General features: G+C 66.7%; 15 protein-coding genes and 2 pseudogenes. 10 read left to right on the forward strand and 7 right to left on the reverse strand.

Annotation, left to right across the window (positions count from 1 at the left end; all coding sequences use genetic code 11):
• Nucleotide 1: 1 nt before the first annotated feature.
• Nucleotides 2–1,909, reverse strand: a complete 1,908-nt coding sequence (dnaK, locus tag IE191_RS10180; RefSeq protein ID WP_191324271.1) for a molecular chaperone DnaK — start codon at nt 1,907–1,909, stop codon at nt 2–4.
• 178 nt (nt 1,910–2,087) lie between these two features.
• Between dnaK and IE191_RS10185 the strand changes: the two genes are divergently transcribed.
• Nucleotides 2,088–2,636: a copper chaperone PCu(A)C gene (locus tag IE191_RS10185; RefSeq protein WP_191324272.1), complete on the forward strand. Its 549-nt coding sequence runs from the start codon at nt 2,088–2,090 to the stop codon at nt 2,634–2,636.
• A 4-nt stretch (nt 2,637–2,640) separates the two neighbouring features.
• Complete coding sequence (locus IE191_RS10190) at nt 2,641–3,090, forward strand: vgr related protein (protein WP_191324273.1); 450 nt, start codon at nt 2,641–2,643, stop codon at nt 3,088–3,090.
• Here the strand turns inward: IE191_RS10190 and IE191_RS10195 are convergent, their stop codons facing one another.
• The 3 genes from IE191_RS10195 to hrcA form a co-directional block, all read right to left on the reverse strand.
• The gene (locus IE191_RS10195) at nt 3,091–3,342 is read right to left on the reverse strand and encodes a YMGG-like glycine zipper-containing protein (RefSeq protein ID WP_191324274.1); all 252 of its coding nucleotides are present in this window, start codon (nt 3,340–3,342) and stop codon (nt 3,091–3,093) included.
• 217 nt (nt 3,343–3,559) lie between these two features.
• Entirely contained in the window at nt 3,560–4,120 is a 561-nt protein-coding gene (grpE, locus tag IE191_RS10200; protein WP_191324275.1) for a nucleotide exchange factor GrpE, read from the reverse strand.
• Nucleotides 4,117–5,193, reverse strand: coding sequence for a heat-inducible transcriptional repressor HrcA (gene hrcA, locus IE191_RS10205; protein ID WP_191324276.1), 1,077 nt, complete (start codon nt 5,191–5,193; stop codon nt 4,117–4,119). Before hrcA ends, grpE begins: the two co-directional genes overlap by 4 nt.
• A gap of 116 nt (nt 5,194–5,309) precedes the next feature.
• Here hrcA and rph point away from each other — a divergent pair, with 116 nt between their 5' ends.
• The 4 genes from rph (at nt 5,310) to IE191_RS10225 (ending at nt 8,858) form a co-directional block, all read left to right on the forward strand.
• Nucleotides 5,310–6,026 carry a ribonuclease PH gene (rph, locus tag IE191_RS10210; protein WP_191324277.1) on the forward strand — a complete coding sequence of 239 codons (717 nt, stop codon included), beginning with the start codon at nt 5,310–5,312 and terminating at the stop codon, nt 6,024–6,026.
• Nucleotides 6,023–6,652, forward strand: a complete 630-nt coding sequence (rdgB, locus tag IE191_RS10215) for an RdgB/HAM1 family non-canonical purine NTP pyrophosphatase (RefSeq protein WP_191324278.1) — start codon at nt 6,023–6,025, stop codon at nt 6,650–6,652. Before rph ends, rdgB begins: the two co-directional genes overlap by 4 nt.
• A 147-nt stretch (nt 6,653–6,799) precedes the next feature.
• The gene (gene hemW, locus IE191_RS10220) at nt 6,800–7,951 is read left to right on the forward strand and encodes a radical SAM family heme chaperone HemW (protein WP_191324279.1); all 1,152 of its coding nucleotides are present in this window, start codon (nt 6,800–6,802) and stop codon (nt 7,949–7,951) included.
• Between the two features lie 7 nt (nt 7,952–7,958).
• Entirely contained in the window at nt 7,959–8,858 is a 900-nt protein-coding gene (locus tag IE191_RS10225; RefSeq protein WP_191324280.1) for a tyrosine recombinase XerC, read from the forward strand.
• A 69-nt stretch (nt 8,859–8,927) separates the two neighbouring features.
• Here IE191_RS10225 and IE191_RS10230 read toward each other — a convergent pair whose 3' ends face one another.
• The 3 genes from IE191_RS10230 to IE191_RS10240 all read right to left on the reverse strand — a co-directional run bounded on the left by IE191_RS10230 (nt 8,928) and on the right by IE191_RS10240 (nt 11,472).
• Nucleotides 8,928–10,247, reverse strand: coding sequence for a sensor histidine kinase (locus tag IE191_RS10230; RefSeq protein ID WP_191324421.1), 1,320 nt, complete (start codon nt 10,245–10,247; stop codon nt 8,928–8,930).
• Between the two features lie 117 nt (nt 10,248–10,364).
• Complete coding sequence (locus tag IE191_RS10235; protein ID WP_168554643.1) at nt 10,365–11,039, reverse strand: response regulator transcription factor; 675 nt, start codon at nt 11,037–11,039, stop codon at nt 10,365–10,367.
• Between the two features lie 124 nt (nt 11,040–11,163).
• The gene (locus IE191_RS10240; protein ID WP_191324281.1) at nt 11,164–11,472 is read right to left on the reverse strand and encodes a hypothetical protein; all 309 of its coding nucleotides are present in this window, start codon (nt 11,470–11,472) and stop codon (nt 11,164–11,166) included.
• Nucleotides 11,473–11,730: 258 nt separating this feature from the next.
• On the opposite strand from IE191_RS10240, the pseudogene IE191_RS21340 reads away from it, so the two are divergent.
• The 4 genes and pseudogenes from IE191_RS21340 to IE191_RS10250 form a co-directional block, all read left to right on the forward strand.
• Nucleotides 11,731–12,111, forward strand: a pseudogene (locus tag IE191_RS21340) (ATP-binding cassette domain-containing protein); the annotation flags it as partial.
• A gap of 528 nt (nt 12,112–12,639) precedes the next feature.
• A pseudogene (locus IE191_RS21345) lies at nt 12,640–12,963 on the forward strand (ATP-binding cassette domain-containing protein); the annotation flags it as partial.
• 180 nt (nt 12,964–13,143) lie between these two features.
• Nucleotides 13,144–13,527, forward strand: coding sequence for a hypothetical protein (locus IE191_RS21350; protein ID WP_373299283.1), 384 nt, complete (start codon nt 13,144–13,146; stop codon nt 13,525–13,527).
• A gap of 135 nt (nt 13,528–13,662) precedes the next feature.
• Nucleotides 13,663–14,376 (forward strand): hypothetical protein, encoded by a 714-nt coding sequence (locus tag IE191_RS10250; protein WP_191324283.1) that lies wholly within the window; start codon nt 13,663–13,665, stop codon nt 14,374–14,376.
• Nucleotides 14,377–14,404: the final 28 nt, after the last annotated feature.

The raw sequence follows: 14,404 nt of genomic DNA on the forward strand, positions 1-14,404 counted from the left end.
ATCAAGCCTTGGTGTCGTCCACTTCCGAGAACTCGGCGTCGACCACGCCATCGTCCTTGGGAGCTTCGGCGCCCGGAGAGGCGGCACCGGCCTGTTCCTTTTCATAGATCGCCTGGCCCAGCTTCATCGCCTTGTCGGTCAGCGCCTGGGTCTTGGCGTTCATGTCTTCCACGTTGCCGCCTTCGATCGCGGTCTTGGCTTCCGCCAGGGCCGCTTCGATTTCGGCCTTCAGGCCCGCGTCCACCTTGTCGCCATGCTCTTCAAGCTGGCGCTCGGTGGCGTGGACCAGGCTTTCGGCATTGTTCTTGGCCTCGGCCGCCTCGCGGCGCTTCTTGTCGTCGGCCGCGAACTTTTCCGCATCGCGCACCATCTGGTCGATATCGGCATCGGACAGACCGCCCGAAGCCTGGATGCGGATCTGCTGCTCCTTGCCGGTGCCCTTGTCCTTGGCCGAGACGTTGACGATGCCGTTGGCGTCGATGTCGAACGTCACTTCGATCTGCGGCACGCCACGACGCGCCGGCGGAATGCCGAGCAGGTCGAACTGGCCCAGCAGCTTGTTGTCCTGCGCCATTTCGCGTTCGCCCTGGAACACGCGGATGGTCACGGCCTGCTGGTTGTCTTCCGCGGTCGAATAGACCTGGCTCTTCTTGGTCGGGATCGTGGTGTTGCGGTCGATCATCTTGGTCATGATGCCGCCCAGCGTTTCGATCCCCAGCGACAGCGGGGTCACGTCGAGCAGCAGCACGTCCTTGACATCGCCCTGGAGCACGCCGGCCTGGATCGCCGCGCCCATGGCGACGACTTCATCCGGGTTCACGCCGGTGTGCGGATCCTTGCCGAAGAAGTCCTTCACCACATCGCGCACCTTGGGCATGCGGGTCATGCCACCCACCAGCACCACGTCGTCGATGTCCTTCGCCGAAAGACCGGCATCGGCCAGCGCCTTGCGGCACGGTTCCAGCGTGCGCTCGATCAGCTTGCCGACCAGGCGCTCCAGATCGGAACGGGTGATGGTTTCCACCAGGTGCAGCGGGGTGGTGCTGCCACCTTCCATGCGCGCGGTGATGAAGGGCAGGTTGATTTCGGTGGTCTGGGCCGAGGACAGCTCGATCTTGGCCTTTTCCGCCGCTTCCTTGAGGCGCTGCAAGGCGAGCTTGTCGCCGCGCAGGTCAAGGCCTTCCTTGCTCTTGAACTTGTCCGCCAGATATTCGACCAGCGCGGTGTCGAAGTCTTCACCGCCCAGGAACGTGTCGCCGTTGGTGGACTTCACTTCGAACACGCCATCGCCGATTTCGAGGATGGAAATGTCGAACGTGCCGCCGCCAAGGTCATACACGGCAATGGTCTTGCCGTCCTGCTTGTCGAGACCATAGGCGAGCGCGGCCGCAGTCGGCTCGTTGATGATGCGCAGCACTTCGAGGCCCGCGATCTGGCCGGCGTCCTTGGTCGCCTGGCGCTGAGCGTCGTTGAAGTAGGCCGGCACGGTGATCACCGCCTGGGTGACGGTTTCGCCGAGATAGCTTTCGGCGGTTTCCTTCATCTTCTGAAGGGTATAGGCCGAAATCTGCGAGGGGCTGTAGTCCTGGCCGCCAGCCTTGACCCAAGCGTCGCCGTTCTTGCCCTTGGTGATCGTGTAGGGCACCAGCTCGGTGTCCTTCTGGGTCAGCGGATCGTCGAAGCGACGGCCGATCAGACGCTTGACCGCAAAGATCGTGTTGTCAGGGTTGGTCACGGCCTGGCGCTTGGCCGGCTGGCCGATCAGACGCTCGCCGTCCTTCGTGAAAGCCACGATCGAAGGCGTCGTGCGCGCGCCTTCCGAATTCTCGATGACCTTGGGCGTGCCCCCGTCCATCACCGCGACGCAGCTGTTGGTCGTGCCGAGGTCGATACCAATAACTTTAGCCATGTTTCCCCATATCCTTCGCGTGTTGACACCGCTTAATCGGGCGTCCCCCTTGTGGGCAGGCGCCACCTTGGCGGCTCGTTACGGGCGGGATATAGGTGCGCTTGCGCTTGGCACAAGCCCCGTGCGTGCTATGTCCGGGGCAGATTTTCACCTTGTTTGAAACGAAGGATCGCATCGCATGCGCGCATCTGTTCTCGCCGGCCCCGCCCTCGCCGCGCTGGCACTTGGCCTGTCGCTCGCCGGGTGCAGCAAGCCCGCGCCGCAGGAAAGCCCGAGCGCGGCGGCGAGCCTGGACGCAACGCCCGAAAACGCCCCCGGCACAACGCTGACCGATGCCACCGTGCAACTGCCGGCCGTGGCGGGCAACCCTGGCGTTGCCTATTTCACCCTGGCCCAGGGCAGCGGCCCGGCGCGGCAACTGGTGGCGGTGCACGTGGACGGCGCTGGCCGCGCGGAAATGCACGAGAGCAAGATGCAGGACGGCATGATGGCGATGGAGCCGCTCAAGGCGGTGCCGCTGGAATCGGGCAAGAGCGTGGAATTCAAGCCCGGCGGCAACCATGTGATGCTGTTCGACCTGGCGCCCACGCTCAAGGCCGGCGGCGTGACCGAACTGACCATCACGCTCGACAACGGCGACAAGGCGACGACCAAGGCCAAGGTGGTCGGCCCCGGCGGCGCAGCGGCCGGCGACGCGCACGACATGGGGCATATGGACCATATGTAAGCCCGTGGCCGCGCGGGGGCTGACACCCGGCGAAATCGCGCTGGGGCGCAGCGTCTATGGCGAAGCGATCGACTGGCGCCGCATCGAAATCCGGCGGCGGCGCTGGTGGCCCTTGCAACGCAAGGACGTGGTCATGGCGCCGATGGGACATATCCACATCCACCCCGCCGCCGATTTCTGGTCCGAGGATTTCGTCGGGGAGCGGCTTTCCCTGCAAGGGCTGCTCATTCACGAGTTGTGCCACGTATGGCAATGGCAGCAGGGCATTTTCCTGCCGCTGCGGCGGCATCCGTTCTGCCGCTATGACTATGTGCTGGAGCCGGGCAAGCCGTTTGCCCGCTATGGGCTGGAGCAGCAGGCCGAGATTGCGCGCCATGCCTTTCTGCTGATGCACGGCGCCAGCCTGCCCGACAGGCCGGCGCTGGCAGCCTATCGGGCGGCGCTGCCGTTCTGATCAGCAGACGCGATAGCTGCGGCCATCGGGATCGGTGCGCCAGCAATCCTTCTTGACCTGCGAACCGGCCGCCGCGCCCACCGCGCCGCCGATCACTGCACCCGTGCCGATGTTGCCACCCGAAACGCCCGCCACAGCGGCGCCGACGCCAGCCCCGGCGAGGCCGCCTTCACCGGCATAGTTGCGGGCGCAGCCGGCCAGCGACAGGGCGGCCAAGGCCATCGAAGCGGGAATCAGGAACTTGCGAGCCATGGGAAATCCTCCAACTGCCTCCCGTTGTCACGGCTTATTACGAGGGAGCGGGGGGATTGGTTCCGGGGTTTGTACGGGGATGTTGTATGAGGGTTCACACCACCCCCCGCCCCCCTCCTCTGAAGAGGAGGGGGAGATAAGGCACTGAAAGGAAAGCCCCCTCCTCTTCAGAGGAGGGGGTTGGGGGTGGTGCGAAGCCTGAAACGACTTTACCGGATCAATCCGGCTTCTTGGCAACCACGACCATCGCCGGACGCAGCAGGCGGTCCTTGATGGTGTAGCCGGCCTGGAGCTCCTGAATGACGGTGCCCGGCTCGTGCTCGGCCGAGGGCACTTCCATCATCGCCTGGTGCTGATGCGGATCGAGCGGCAGGCCCTTGGCGGCGATACGGGTGATGCCGTGGTTGCCGAAGACCTTTTCGATCTCGCGGCCCGTGGCTTCCAGGCCGGTCACCAGGTTCTTGAACTTGTCATCCTCGCGCAAATCGGCGGGAATCGATTCCAGCGCACGAGCGAGGTTGTCGGAGACCGAGAGGATGTCGCGGGCAAAGCTGGTGGCGGCATAGGCGCGCGCATCGGCAATGTCCTTCTCCAGGCGGCGGCGCACGTTCTGCGTCTCGGCCTTGGCATAGAGCACGTCCTGCTTGGCCACTTCCAGCGATTCGCGCAGGGCTGCCAGTTCGTTGGACGCGGTGTCCTGTTCCTTCAGATCCTCGGGCACGCCAGCCAGTTCGGCTTCTGCTTCGGCGTCATGGGGGCGCGTCTCGTTATCGCTCATTTGCGTGAAAATCCGTCTTGTCCGATAAGTTTGCCCAAGGATTGGGCCGTGAAATCCACCATGGGGACGACGCGCGCATAATTCAACCGCGTTGGCCCGATCACGCCGACCACGCCGACCACGCGCCCCTCCCCGTCGCGCCAGGGCGAGGCGATGACCGAAGAGCCCGACAGCGAGAACAGGCGGTTCTCGCTGCCGATGAAAATGCGCGTGGCCTGCGCCTCGCGCGCAGCGTCGAGCACACCGGCGATCGCCTCGGCGCTTTCCAGCTCATCGAGCAGCAGCCGCACGCGCTCGATATCGCCGAGCGCGGTATCGTCGAGCAGGTTGGCTTGGCCGCGCACCACCAGCACCGGGCGCTGCGCGGCGTCGATGCTCCACACCGCGAGGCCGCGTTGCACCAGATCGGCACTGGCGGCATCGAGCGCGCTGCGCCCGCCGGCGATTTCGGCGCGGATAGTGGCCAGCGCCTCGCCCAGGGTGCGCCCGGCGAGGCGCGCGGTGAGATAGTTGGACGCCTGTTCCAGCACGAAGGGCGCAATCGGCGCAGGCAGGTCGATCAGCCGGTTCTCGATCCCGCCGTCTTCTGAAACCAGCACGGCAAGCGCGCGGGTGGGAGCCAGCGAGACGAACGAGAGCTGCACCAGGCGCGGCTCGCGGCGCGGCACCATGATCACGCCCGCCCCGGCCGAGAGTTCCGACAGGGCAGAAGTCGCCGCCGCCAGCGCCGCTTCGATCGTGCCGCCGCCGGCGCGGCTGCGTTCCAGGCCGCGTTCGATCTGGGCGCGATCGGCCTGGCTCGGCTCGGCCATCTGCATGATCCCGTCAACGAACAGGCGCAGGCCCATTTCGGTGGGCATGCGTCCAGCGCTGGTATGGGGGGCGGCGAGCAGGCCGGCATCCTGCAATTCCTGAAGCACCGAGCGGATCGAGGCCGGCGAAAGGTTGACGCCGCCGGTGCCCGCCAGCGTCTTGGAGCCGACGGGTTGGCCCGAAGCGATATAGCCTTCGACCACGAGCCGAAAAATGTCGCGCGCGCGATTGGACAGTTCGGTGAGCGTGGGGCCTTGCATAACAACGCTTATGTATAACCCCCGGCGGCAGGCTCAAGGGATTTGCTTGCGGGGCGCGGCGCAATCGGCCAAGGCAGCGCGCAATTCAGCCATCCACCAGCCAAGGAAATCCTCACATGCGTCCTTCCGGCCGCGCCGCCGATCAGATGCGGGCGATCACCATCGAGACCAATTTCACCAAGCACGCCGAAGGCTCGGTCCTGATCGGCTTTGGCGACACCAAGGTGCTGGTCACGGCCTCGGTGGAAGAACGCGTGCCGCCGTTCCTGCGCGGCAAGGGCGAAGGCTGGGTGACGGCAGAATATTCGATGCTGCCCCGCGCCACCCACACGCGCGGCAGCCGCGAGGCGGCCAAGGGCAAGCAATCGGGCCGTACCCAGGAAATCCAGCGCCTGATCGGCCGCAGCTTGCGCGCCGTGACCGACCTCAAGAAGCTGGGCGAGCGCCAGATCACGCTGGACTGTGACGTGATCCAGGCCGACGGCGGCACGCGCACGGCCTCGATCTCGGGCGCCTGGGTGGCGCTGCGCCTTGCGGTGCAGAAGCTGATGGACGCAGGCGCGATCCAGGATGACCCGCTGACGCGCAAGGTCGCGGCGATTTCCTGCGGCATCGTCAAGGGCACGCCGGTGCTGGACCTCGATTACATCGAAGACAGCTCGGCCGATGCCGACGCCAATTTCGTGCTGATCGAAGGCGGCCATATTGCCGAAGTGCAGGCGACGGCCGAAGGCGCGACGTATGACGAAGAAGCGCTGCTGCGCCTGCTGCGCCTGGCGCGGCTGGGCTGCAACGACATCTTTGCGGCGCAGGAAAAGGCTGTCGCGCGGTGACACGCAAGCTCACCCCCGGCAAGCTGGTCATTGCCACGCACAACAAGGGCAAGCTGAAAGAGATGCAGGCTCTTTTGGCTCCCTATGGCATGGAGTGCCTCTCTGCCGGGGAACTGGGCCTGCCAGAGCCGGCGGAAACCGGCACCACCTTTGCCGAAAACGCGCTGATCAAGGCGCATGCCGCGGCCAAGGCGGCCAATCTTCCCGCGCTTTCGGACGACTCCGGGCTGAGCGTGGCAGCTTTGGGCGGCGCGCCGGGGGTCTATACCGCCGATTGGGCCGAAGCCGCGCCGTTTGAAGGCGGGCCGGGGCGCGACTGGTACATGGCCATGGGCAAAGTGGAAGGCAAGCTGGCCCAGCTTGGCCCCGACACCCCGCGCGACGCCTGGTTCACTTCGATGCTCGCGCTGGCCTGGCCCGATGGCGAGGCGCAGACGTTTGAAGGGCGAATCGACGGCACGCTGACCTGGCCGCCGCGAGGCACGCTGGGCTTTGGCTATGATCCGGTGTTCGTGCCGGCGGGCGAGACGCAGACCTTTGCCGAGATCGATCCGGCCCAGAAGAACGCGATGAGCCATCGGGCCGTGGCGTTTGCCAAGCTGGTGGCGGTGCAGTTTGCGGGTTAGGTTGCTGGGGTTGCTTTAGGCTCAGCACCACCCCCCGACCCCCTCCTCTAAAGAGGAGGGGGCTTTATCGCACCTCTCCCCCCTCCTCTTTAGAGGAGGGGGTCGGGGGGTGGTGAGACACCTGGCACGACCCTATCTGGAGTAAGAATGCCCCCCCTCGCCCTCTATATCCACTGGCCGTTCTGCCTCGCCAAGTGCCCCTATTGCGACTTCAACAGCCATGTCCGCGCCAAGACCGACATGGCCGCATGGGAAGCGGCGCTGCTGACGGACATGGCGCACGAGGCGGCCCTGCTGCCGGGGCGGGAGTTGACCTCGATCTTCTTTGGCGGGGGCACGCCCTCGCTGATGCCGCCGGCGCTGGTGGCGCGGCTGATCGAGGCGGCCGGGCGGCACTGGCGCCTGGCGGACAGCATCGAGATCACGCTGGAGGCCAATCCCTCGTCGGTGGAAGCGGCCAATTTTGCGGCGCTGGCCGGTGCGGGCATCAACCGCGTGTCGCTGGGCTTGCAGGCGCTGGATGACCAGACGCTGCACTTCCTGGGGCGCCTGCACGATGCCGCAGAAGGGCTCGCCGCGCTCGACGTGGCGCAGCGCCATTTCGCGCGGGTGACGTTCGACCTGATCTATGCCCGGCCTGGTCACACCCCGGAAACCTGGGCGGCCGAACTGGAACGCGCGCTGGCGCTCGGCACCGGGCACATGTCGCTCTATCAATTGACGATCGAGCCGGGCACCCGCTTTGCCACGCTGGTGCGCGAGGGCAAGTTCACCCCGCTGGACGACGATGCCGCCGCCGATCTCTTTGCCCTGACGCGCGAGCGCATGACGGCGGCAGGCCTGCCCGCCTATGAAATCAGCAACCATGCCCGGCCGGGCGAGGAAAGCCGCCACAACCTGACCTATTGGCGCTATGGCGACTATGCCGGGATCGGGCCGGGCGCGCATGGGCGGCGGCTGGAAACCGCGACGGTGCGACACCGCAAGCCCGAAAACTATCTGCGCGCGGTGGCCGAGCAAGGCCATGGCCTGGTGGAACAGCGCGCGCTGGGCCGGGCCGAGCAGGCCAGCGAAGCGCTGCTGATGGGCCTGCGCCTGGACGAAGGGGTGGATGTTGCGGCCCTTGCCCGGCGCTTTGGCCTGCCCGGGACCGCGCTGATCGATCCGGCCAAGCGCGCTTTTCATGCACGCGGCGGCTTGGTGCACGAGGATGGCACGCGCCTGATCGTGACCGAGGCGGGCATGCCGCTGCTCGATGCGCTGCTGGCCGAACTGGTGCCGGCAGACCTGGTAGCTTGAGCGCGGGATGGACCGGGCCGAACTTCTGCTTGCCTGGCACGATCACCTGGCCCTGTCGCTGCGCCGCTCGCCGCATACCGTGCGTGCCTATCATCGCACAGCGCAGCGCCTGCTCGATGCCCTGCCACCGGAGCAGGACTGGGCCAGCCTCGCCCGGCTCGACGCGACGCGCTTGCGCCAGCACCTCGCCGAGCGGCGCGCCGATGGCCTGGTCAACACCTCCGCCGCGCGGGAACTGTCCGCGCTAAAAGCCTTCCTCGCCTTTGCCCGCGCCCGGGCGGGCCTGCCCGATGCCGCCGCCCCGCGCCTGCGGGGGCCTCGCGTGAAGAAGGGCCTGCCCCGCCCGGTGTCGCCCGACGATGCAGTCGCGCTTGCCGAGATGGTTTCCGACGAGGCGGCCCCGTGGATCGCGGCGCGCGATCGCGCGGTGCTACTGCTGCTCTATGGCGCAGGCCTGCGCATTGCCGAGGCGCTGGCCCTGCCCGCCAGCGTGCTGCCGCTGGGCGAGACACTGACGATCACCGGCAAGGGCGGGCGCCAGCGGGTGATCGCGCTGTTGCCGGCGGTGCGCGAAGCCGTGGCCGACTATGCCGCGCAAGTGCCTTGGCCTCTGAGCAAGGAAGCACCCCTGTTTCGCGGCGCCAAGGGCGGGCCGCTGGCGGCCGGCATGGTGCAACGCGCGATGGCGCGTGCGCGCGTGGCGCTGGGCCTGCCGCCCACGGCCACGCCCCATGCCCTGCGCCACAGCTTTGCCACGCACCTGCTGGGCGCGGGCGCGGACTTGCGCAGTTTGCAGGAATTGCTGGGCCACGCCAGCCTGTCGTCTACCCAGATCTATACGCGGGTGGATGCGGCGACTTTGCTGGATGCCTATCGCAATGCGCATCCGCGGGAGCGTGAGAGTTAGGGGTTGCTCACCCCCTCCACCACCGCTTCGCGGCGGTCCCCCTCCCCCCGCTTTGCGGAGGGAGGATCTTTATTTGGCGCGGGGGAGCCTTAGCGTTGTGAGCAGGCCGCCGAGGTCTTCGCTTTCCGATAGCGTCACGGCGCCGCCATAGAGTTCGGCCACGTCGCGGACGATGGCCAGGCCCAGGCCCGTGCCGGGCTTGCCGGTGTCGAGCCGCGCGCCGCGATCGAAAATGCGTTCGCGCTCGGCCTCGGGGATGCCCATGCCGTCATCCTCCACCCAGATGTCGCAGAATTTGGGATCGGTGGGCACGGCATCGATCGTGATGAACACCGAGCCGCCGCCATACTTGGCCGCATTCTCGACCAGGTTGCCAAGGATTTCGTCCAGGTCCTGGCGCTCGATCGCCACGCTCGCCTCGCGCTGGCCATCGAGATCGAAGCGCACTTCGGGATAGAGGCGGGTGACGGCGCGCACCACGGCATCGGCGCTTTCCCACACCATCGCGCGCGACAGGCCGGTGGCGCGGCGGCCCACGGCGCGGGCGCGGGCGAGATGGTGATCGACCTGGCGGCGCATCACCGCTGCTTCGCGGATCACCGTGTCCGACAGATCGGGCGCGTGGGCGGTGGCCGCGTTCATCACCACGGTTAGCGGGGTTTTCAGCGCGTGGGCCAGGTTGCCGGCATGGGTGCGCGCTTCTTCCGCCTGCTTTTCCGAATGGGCGAGCAGGAGGTTGATTTCCTCCACCAGCGGCTGGACTTCGAGCGGCAGCGGCTCGTTCACGCGCGGCGCGCCGCCTTCGCGCATCGCGGCAATCGCACGGCGCACGCGGCGCAAGGGGCCAAGGCCATAATAGGTCTGGAGCCCGGCCATGATGAACAGGCCCATGCCCAGCACCAGGAACGACCAGACCAGAATCGCGCGGATGCGGGTGATCTGTGCGTCGAGCTCGCCCCGGCTGGCCGCGACGGAGAACTGCCACAGCGTGTTGCTGCCCGGCAGGATCACCGAGCGTTCGATCATGCGCAGCCGCTCGTTGTCGCCAAACTGGTTGGAATCGTAGATGTGCGGCGCGGTGTCGACGTGGTCGGACTGCAACTTGAGCGTGCGGTCCCACAGCGAGCGCGAGGGGAAATCATCGTGCCCCTGCCCGGAAATCTGCCAATAGAGGCCGCTGTTGGGCTCCAGGAATCGCTGGTCGCCCAGGGGACGGTTGAAGAACACTTCCCCGTCCGGGCCGATTTCGGCCGAAGCGACCATGGCGGTGAGCATGTTGCCCAACTGGTCGTCGAAATTGCGGGTGACGAGGCCGGTCAGCGTGTGATCGAGCGCCAGGCCACCGCCGACGAGCAGCACGGTGACCCAGGCGAACGCGATCATCAGCATGCGCCGGGACAGCGATCCGGTGTGCTGGCGCCCGCCTGCCGTGGCAGCGGCGGCTTCGGCGCGGTGGCGCCCGAAGCCCAGCCGCAGCAGGAGGCGGGCCAGCCGGTTCACGCCCGCTTAGCCGCGCACGGCCGCCGGATCATCGAGGCTGTAGCCAAGGCCCCGGATCGTGGTGATCACATCGGCACCCAGCTTCTTGCGAATGCGCGTGACGAACACTTCGATCGTGTTGGAATCGCGATCGAAATCCTGATCGTAGATGTGCTCGATCAGTTCCGTGCGGCTCACCACCTTGCCCTTGTGATGGAGCAGGTAGGACAAGAGCTTGTATTCCTGCGCGGTCAGCTTGACCGGCTCGCCCTTGAGCGTGACGCGGCCCGAGCGGGTATCGAGGCGCACGTCCCCGGCGATCAGTTCCGACGAGGAATTGCCCGAGGCGCGACGGATCAGCGCCCGCAGGCGGGCGATCAGTTCCTCGGTCTGGAACGGCTTGGCCAGGTAATCGTCGGCCCCGGCATCGAGGCCCGCGACCTTGTCGGACCAGCTATCGCGCGCAGTCAGGACCAGCACCGGGAACTTGCGGCCTTCCTTGCGCCACATGCCCAGCACGGTGAGGCCATCGATTTCCGGCAGGCCGAGATCGAGAATCACCGCATCGTAGTCTTCGGTCGAGCCGAGGAAGTGCCCATCCTCGCCATCGGTAGAAAGGTCCACGGCATAGCCGTTCTGTTCGAGCGTGGACTTGAGCTGCCGCCCCAGGGTCGGTTCGTCCTCGACGATCAGGATACGCATGACAATTGGCCCCTTCTGGCGACGCTTCCGCCAAGTGCGGTGCGGCGCGAACGTGCTATGGTTGACTGGCTAGATGGCGACAGGAACCTGAACGGTCAAGAAACGGTTCCCGGTGCCTTGCGGATCAGCGCGATTCGCCCATCACCTGGCCGGTGCGGCCATCGACATCCACGAACACCACGCGCCCTTCGCGGATGAACTTAAGGCGGTAGGCCCGCGCCTGCGGATCGTATTCAGGCCCCAGATACTGCGCGCCGCGCATCATCGGCAGGACTCGCGCCTCGATCTCGCGCAGCGAGCGGACATGGCCAGCCGCCAGATCCTGGCGCGCGCGGTCCTGCTCGTTGCGAATCTGGGCGAGCGCGGGCGGCGCAGCGGTGGCCAGGGCCAGCAGGCTGGCGGCAGAAAGAGGCAGGCGGCGGAGCATCGTCATCCCTTGTGCCTGCAACAATCCTATTGAACAAGTTGTGAATAGCACCGTTTCGCCATGTTCAGGTGGACCTGTGGCCAGCGGGCCCGCGCCGAATTTGTTTGGAAATCCGGCTTTGCCGGATTTGCGGCACCGGCCCACTCCCCCACCCGACCTCCCATAGGGTACTATCGTTGGGAGGTCGGGTGGGGGAGTGGGCCGGTGCCGCAACGAAAATGCGCCTTTGCGCATTTTCCAAACAGTCTCTAAGCGCAGCGGCCTATGGCAGCACCGATCCTGAGCTGGGAAGGGCTGGGCCTGCATCAAGGCACCGGCTGGCTTTTCCAGGACCTCGACATTCAAATCGCCCCGCGTGACCGGCTTGCCCTGATCGGGCGCAATGGCGCGGGCAAGAGCACTCTGCTCAAGCTGATTGCCGGCACGATCGATGCCGACAAGGGCAAGCGCTCGGTCCAGCCCGGCGCGCGTGTGGTGACGCTGGAGCAGGACCCGTTCTTCAAGGGCCATGCCACGCTGCGCGATTTCGCCCTGCACGGCACCGATGCGCCAGAACCGCACGAAGTGGAAGCGATTGCCGACCAGTTGGGCATCGACCTGTCGCGCGGGGCGGAAAACGCCTCGGGCGGGGAGCGACGCCGCGCTGCCCTCGCCCGCGCGCTGGCGCAGGATCCCGATGTGCTGCTGCTGGACGAGCCGACCAACCACCTCGACCTGGCCGCGATCGAATGGCTGGAAGACTGGCTGCAACGGTTCAACGGCGCTTTCGTGGTCATCAGCCACGACCGTACGTTCCTCACCCGGCTGACGCGCGCGACGCTGTGGCTCGACCGGGGCAGCCTGCGCCGCAAGGAAGTGGGCTTTGGCGGCTATGACGCCTGGATGGAGCAAGTCCACGCCGAGGAAGCGCGCGCAGCCGACAAGCTGGACGCCAAGCTAAAGATCGAAGAGCACTGGCTGCAACGCGGGGTGACCGCGCGGCGCAAGCGCAACATGGGCCGCCTGGAAAAGCTGCACGCAATGCGCGCCGAGCGCGCGGCGATGACCGGGCCGCAGGGCGCGGCCAAGCTCGCCATTGCCAGCGACGACAGCAAGACCAAGTCGGTGATCGTGGCCGACCACGTGACCAAGCGCTTTGGCGAGCGCACGATCATCAAGGACTTCTCGCTGCGCATCCAGCGCGGCGACCGCATCGGTCTGGTCGGTTCCAACGGCGCGGGCAAGACCACGCTGCTCAAGATCCTGACCGGCGAACTGGCGCCCGACGAAGGCACGGTGACGCTGGCCCAGACACTGGACGGTGTGGTGATCGACCAGCAGCGCAGCCTGATGGCGCCCGACAAGCGCGTGCGCGACGTGCTGGCCGAAGGCGGCGACTGGATCGACGTACGGGGGGTGCGCAAGCATATCCACGGTTATCTGAAAGACTTCCTGTTCGATCCCGGCCTGGTGGAAGCGCGCGTCGGCACGCTGTCGGGCGGGGAACGCTCGCGCCTGTTGCTGGCGCGCGAATTCGCCCGCTTTTCCAACCTGCTGGTGCTGGACGAGCCGACCAACGACCTCGATCTGGAAACGCTCGACCTGTTGCAGGAGGTGATCGGCGATTACGACGGCACCGTGCTGATCGTCAGCCACGACCGTGACTTCCTGGATCGCACGGTGAACATCACCCTGGGCATGGACGGTTCGGGCAAAGTGGACATCGTGGTGGGCGGCTATGCCGACTGGGAGCGCCAGCGCAAGGCGCGCCTGGCCGCGCAGCCCAAGGTGGGTGCCAGCAAGAGCGCCGAGACCGCCGCGCCGCCCCCTCCTCCCCCGCCGCCGCGCAAGGCGAAGCTGAGCTACAAGGACCAGCGCGACTACGACATGCTGCCCAAGCGGATCGAGGAACTGGACGCCGCGATTGCCCGCGACGAGGCGGCGCTGGCCGATCCCGCGCTCTACACCCGCGATCCCAAACGCTTTGCCGCGCTGAGCGATGCCATCGCCAAGGCGCGCAGCGAAAAGGAAGCGGCCGAGGAACGCTGGCTGGAACTGGCCGAGCAAGTGGAAGGCGCCTGAAACAGAGCGCAAAGGTCATGAAGCAATGGTTTGCATCGGCGCCCCGGACATAAGCAGCCAGGGCTAGGCGCGCGGCAAGGCGATGGGAGCAGACGGCGTGTAAACCGGCAGGGTATCCATAGGGGAAACCTGCCGATGTCCACGATTTCCGCCCTGTCCACTGGCTCCATCACCCAGCGCCCATCGCCGCGCAGCCGGATGGACGAAGACATCACCGCCGCCGTCAAGGCCGGGGTTCTGAGCCAGACCGACGCCAGTGCGATCGAAACCGCGCTCGACAAGATCGACAGCTCGCTGCAATCGGGCGACAGCAGCCAGACCGGCGGCACGCTCGATCCCAAGCAGATGAAAGCGCGCGTCGACAGCCTGATCGACCAGCAGGTTAAGGACGGCACGTTGACCAGCGACCAGGCCGACGAGTTGAAAGCGTTCTTCGCGGCCGGACCGAGCGAGCAGGACGGCAGCAGCCCGGATGGCACCAGCGCGGCAGGCGGGGCGGTCGGAGGCACTTCGGCAGCAGCCGGCGGCGCGCGCGGCGGCGGGGGCGCCGGTGGGGCCAGCAGCAGCGGCACCGACACGACGACCGACACCGACGGCGACGGAATCCCCGACTATATCGACCCGCAGCCGACGGTCTACAACGCCAGCGACACCGACAGCACCGCCACGAGCAGCAGCAAGAGCGGCGACAGCGATGGCGATGGCGATGCCGACGACAGCAAGCTGTCCGCGCTCAAGGCCTTCCTGCAAAACCTGCGCCAAGGCCAGGACAAGGGCACTTACGCAGTGGGTGTCCAGAGCCAGCCCGGCAGCGCGAGCGGCGGCCAGATCATCAACCAATATGCCTGACCGGCAGGCCGGGGGTGGCACATACCGC

This window comes from Novosphingobium pokkalii (assembly GCF_014652855.1).
Lineage (GTDB): Bacteria > Pseudomonadota > Alphaproteobacteria > Sphingomonadales > Sphingomonadaceae > Novosphingobium > Novosphingobium pokkalii.

Coding starts and splice junctions, on each gene's coding strand:
- IE191_RS10185 (WP_191324272.1), top strand. CDS start 2,088: ATGCGCGCATCTGTTCTCGCCGGCCCCGCCCTCGCCGCGCTGGCACTT.
- IE191_RS10250 (WP_191324283.1), top strand. CDS start 13,663: ATGTCCACGATTTCCGCCCTGTCCACTGGCTCCATCACCCAGCGCCCA.
- IE191_RS10240 (WP_191324281.1), bottom strand. CDS start 11,472: ATGACGATGCTCCGCCGCCTGCCTCTTTCTGCCGCCAGCCTGCTGGCC.
- hrcA (WP_191324276.1), bottom strand. CDS start 5,193: ATGCAAGGCCCCACGCTCACCGAACTGTCCAATCGCGCGCGCGACATT.
- IE191_RS10195 (WP_191324274.1), bottom strand. CDS start 3,342: ATGGCTCGCAAGTTCCTGATTCCCGCTTCGATGGCCTTGGCCGCCCTG.
- IE191_RS10230 (WP_191324421.1), bottom strand. CDS start 10,247: ATGCTGATGATCGCGTTCGCCTGGGTCACCGTGCTGCTCGTCGGCGGT.
- IE191_RS21350 (WP_373299283.1), top strand. CDS start 13,144: ATGGACGGTTCGGGCAAAGTGGACATCGTGGTGGGCGGCTATGCCGAC.
- IE191_RS10235 (WP_168554643.1), bottom strand. CDS start 11,039: ATGCGTATCCTGATCGTCGAGGACGAACCGACCCTGGGGCGGCAGCTC.
- hemW (WP_191324279.1), top strand. CDS start 6,800: ATGCCCCCCCTCGCCCTCTATATCCACTGGCCGTTCTGCCTCGCCAAG.
- rph (WP_191324277.1), top strand. CDS start 5,310: ATGCGTCCTTCCGGCCGCGCCGCCGATCAGATGCGGGCGATCACCATC.
- grpE (WP_191324275.1), bottom strand. CDS start 4,120: ATGAGCGATAACGAGACGCGCCCCCATGACGCCGAAGCAGAAGCCGAA.
- IE191_RS10225 (WP_191324280.1), top strand. CDS start 7,959: ATGGACCGGGCCGAACTTCTGCTTGCCTGGCACGATCACCTGGCCCTG.
- dnaK (WP_191324271.1), bottom strand. CDS start 1,909: ATGGCTAAAGTTATTGGTATCGACCTCGGCACGACCAACAGCTGCGTC.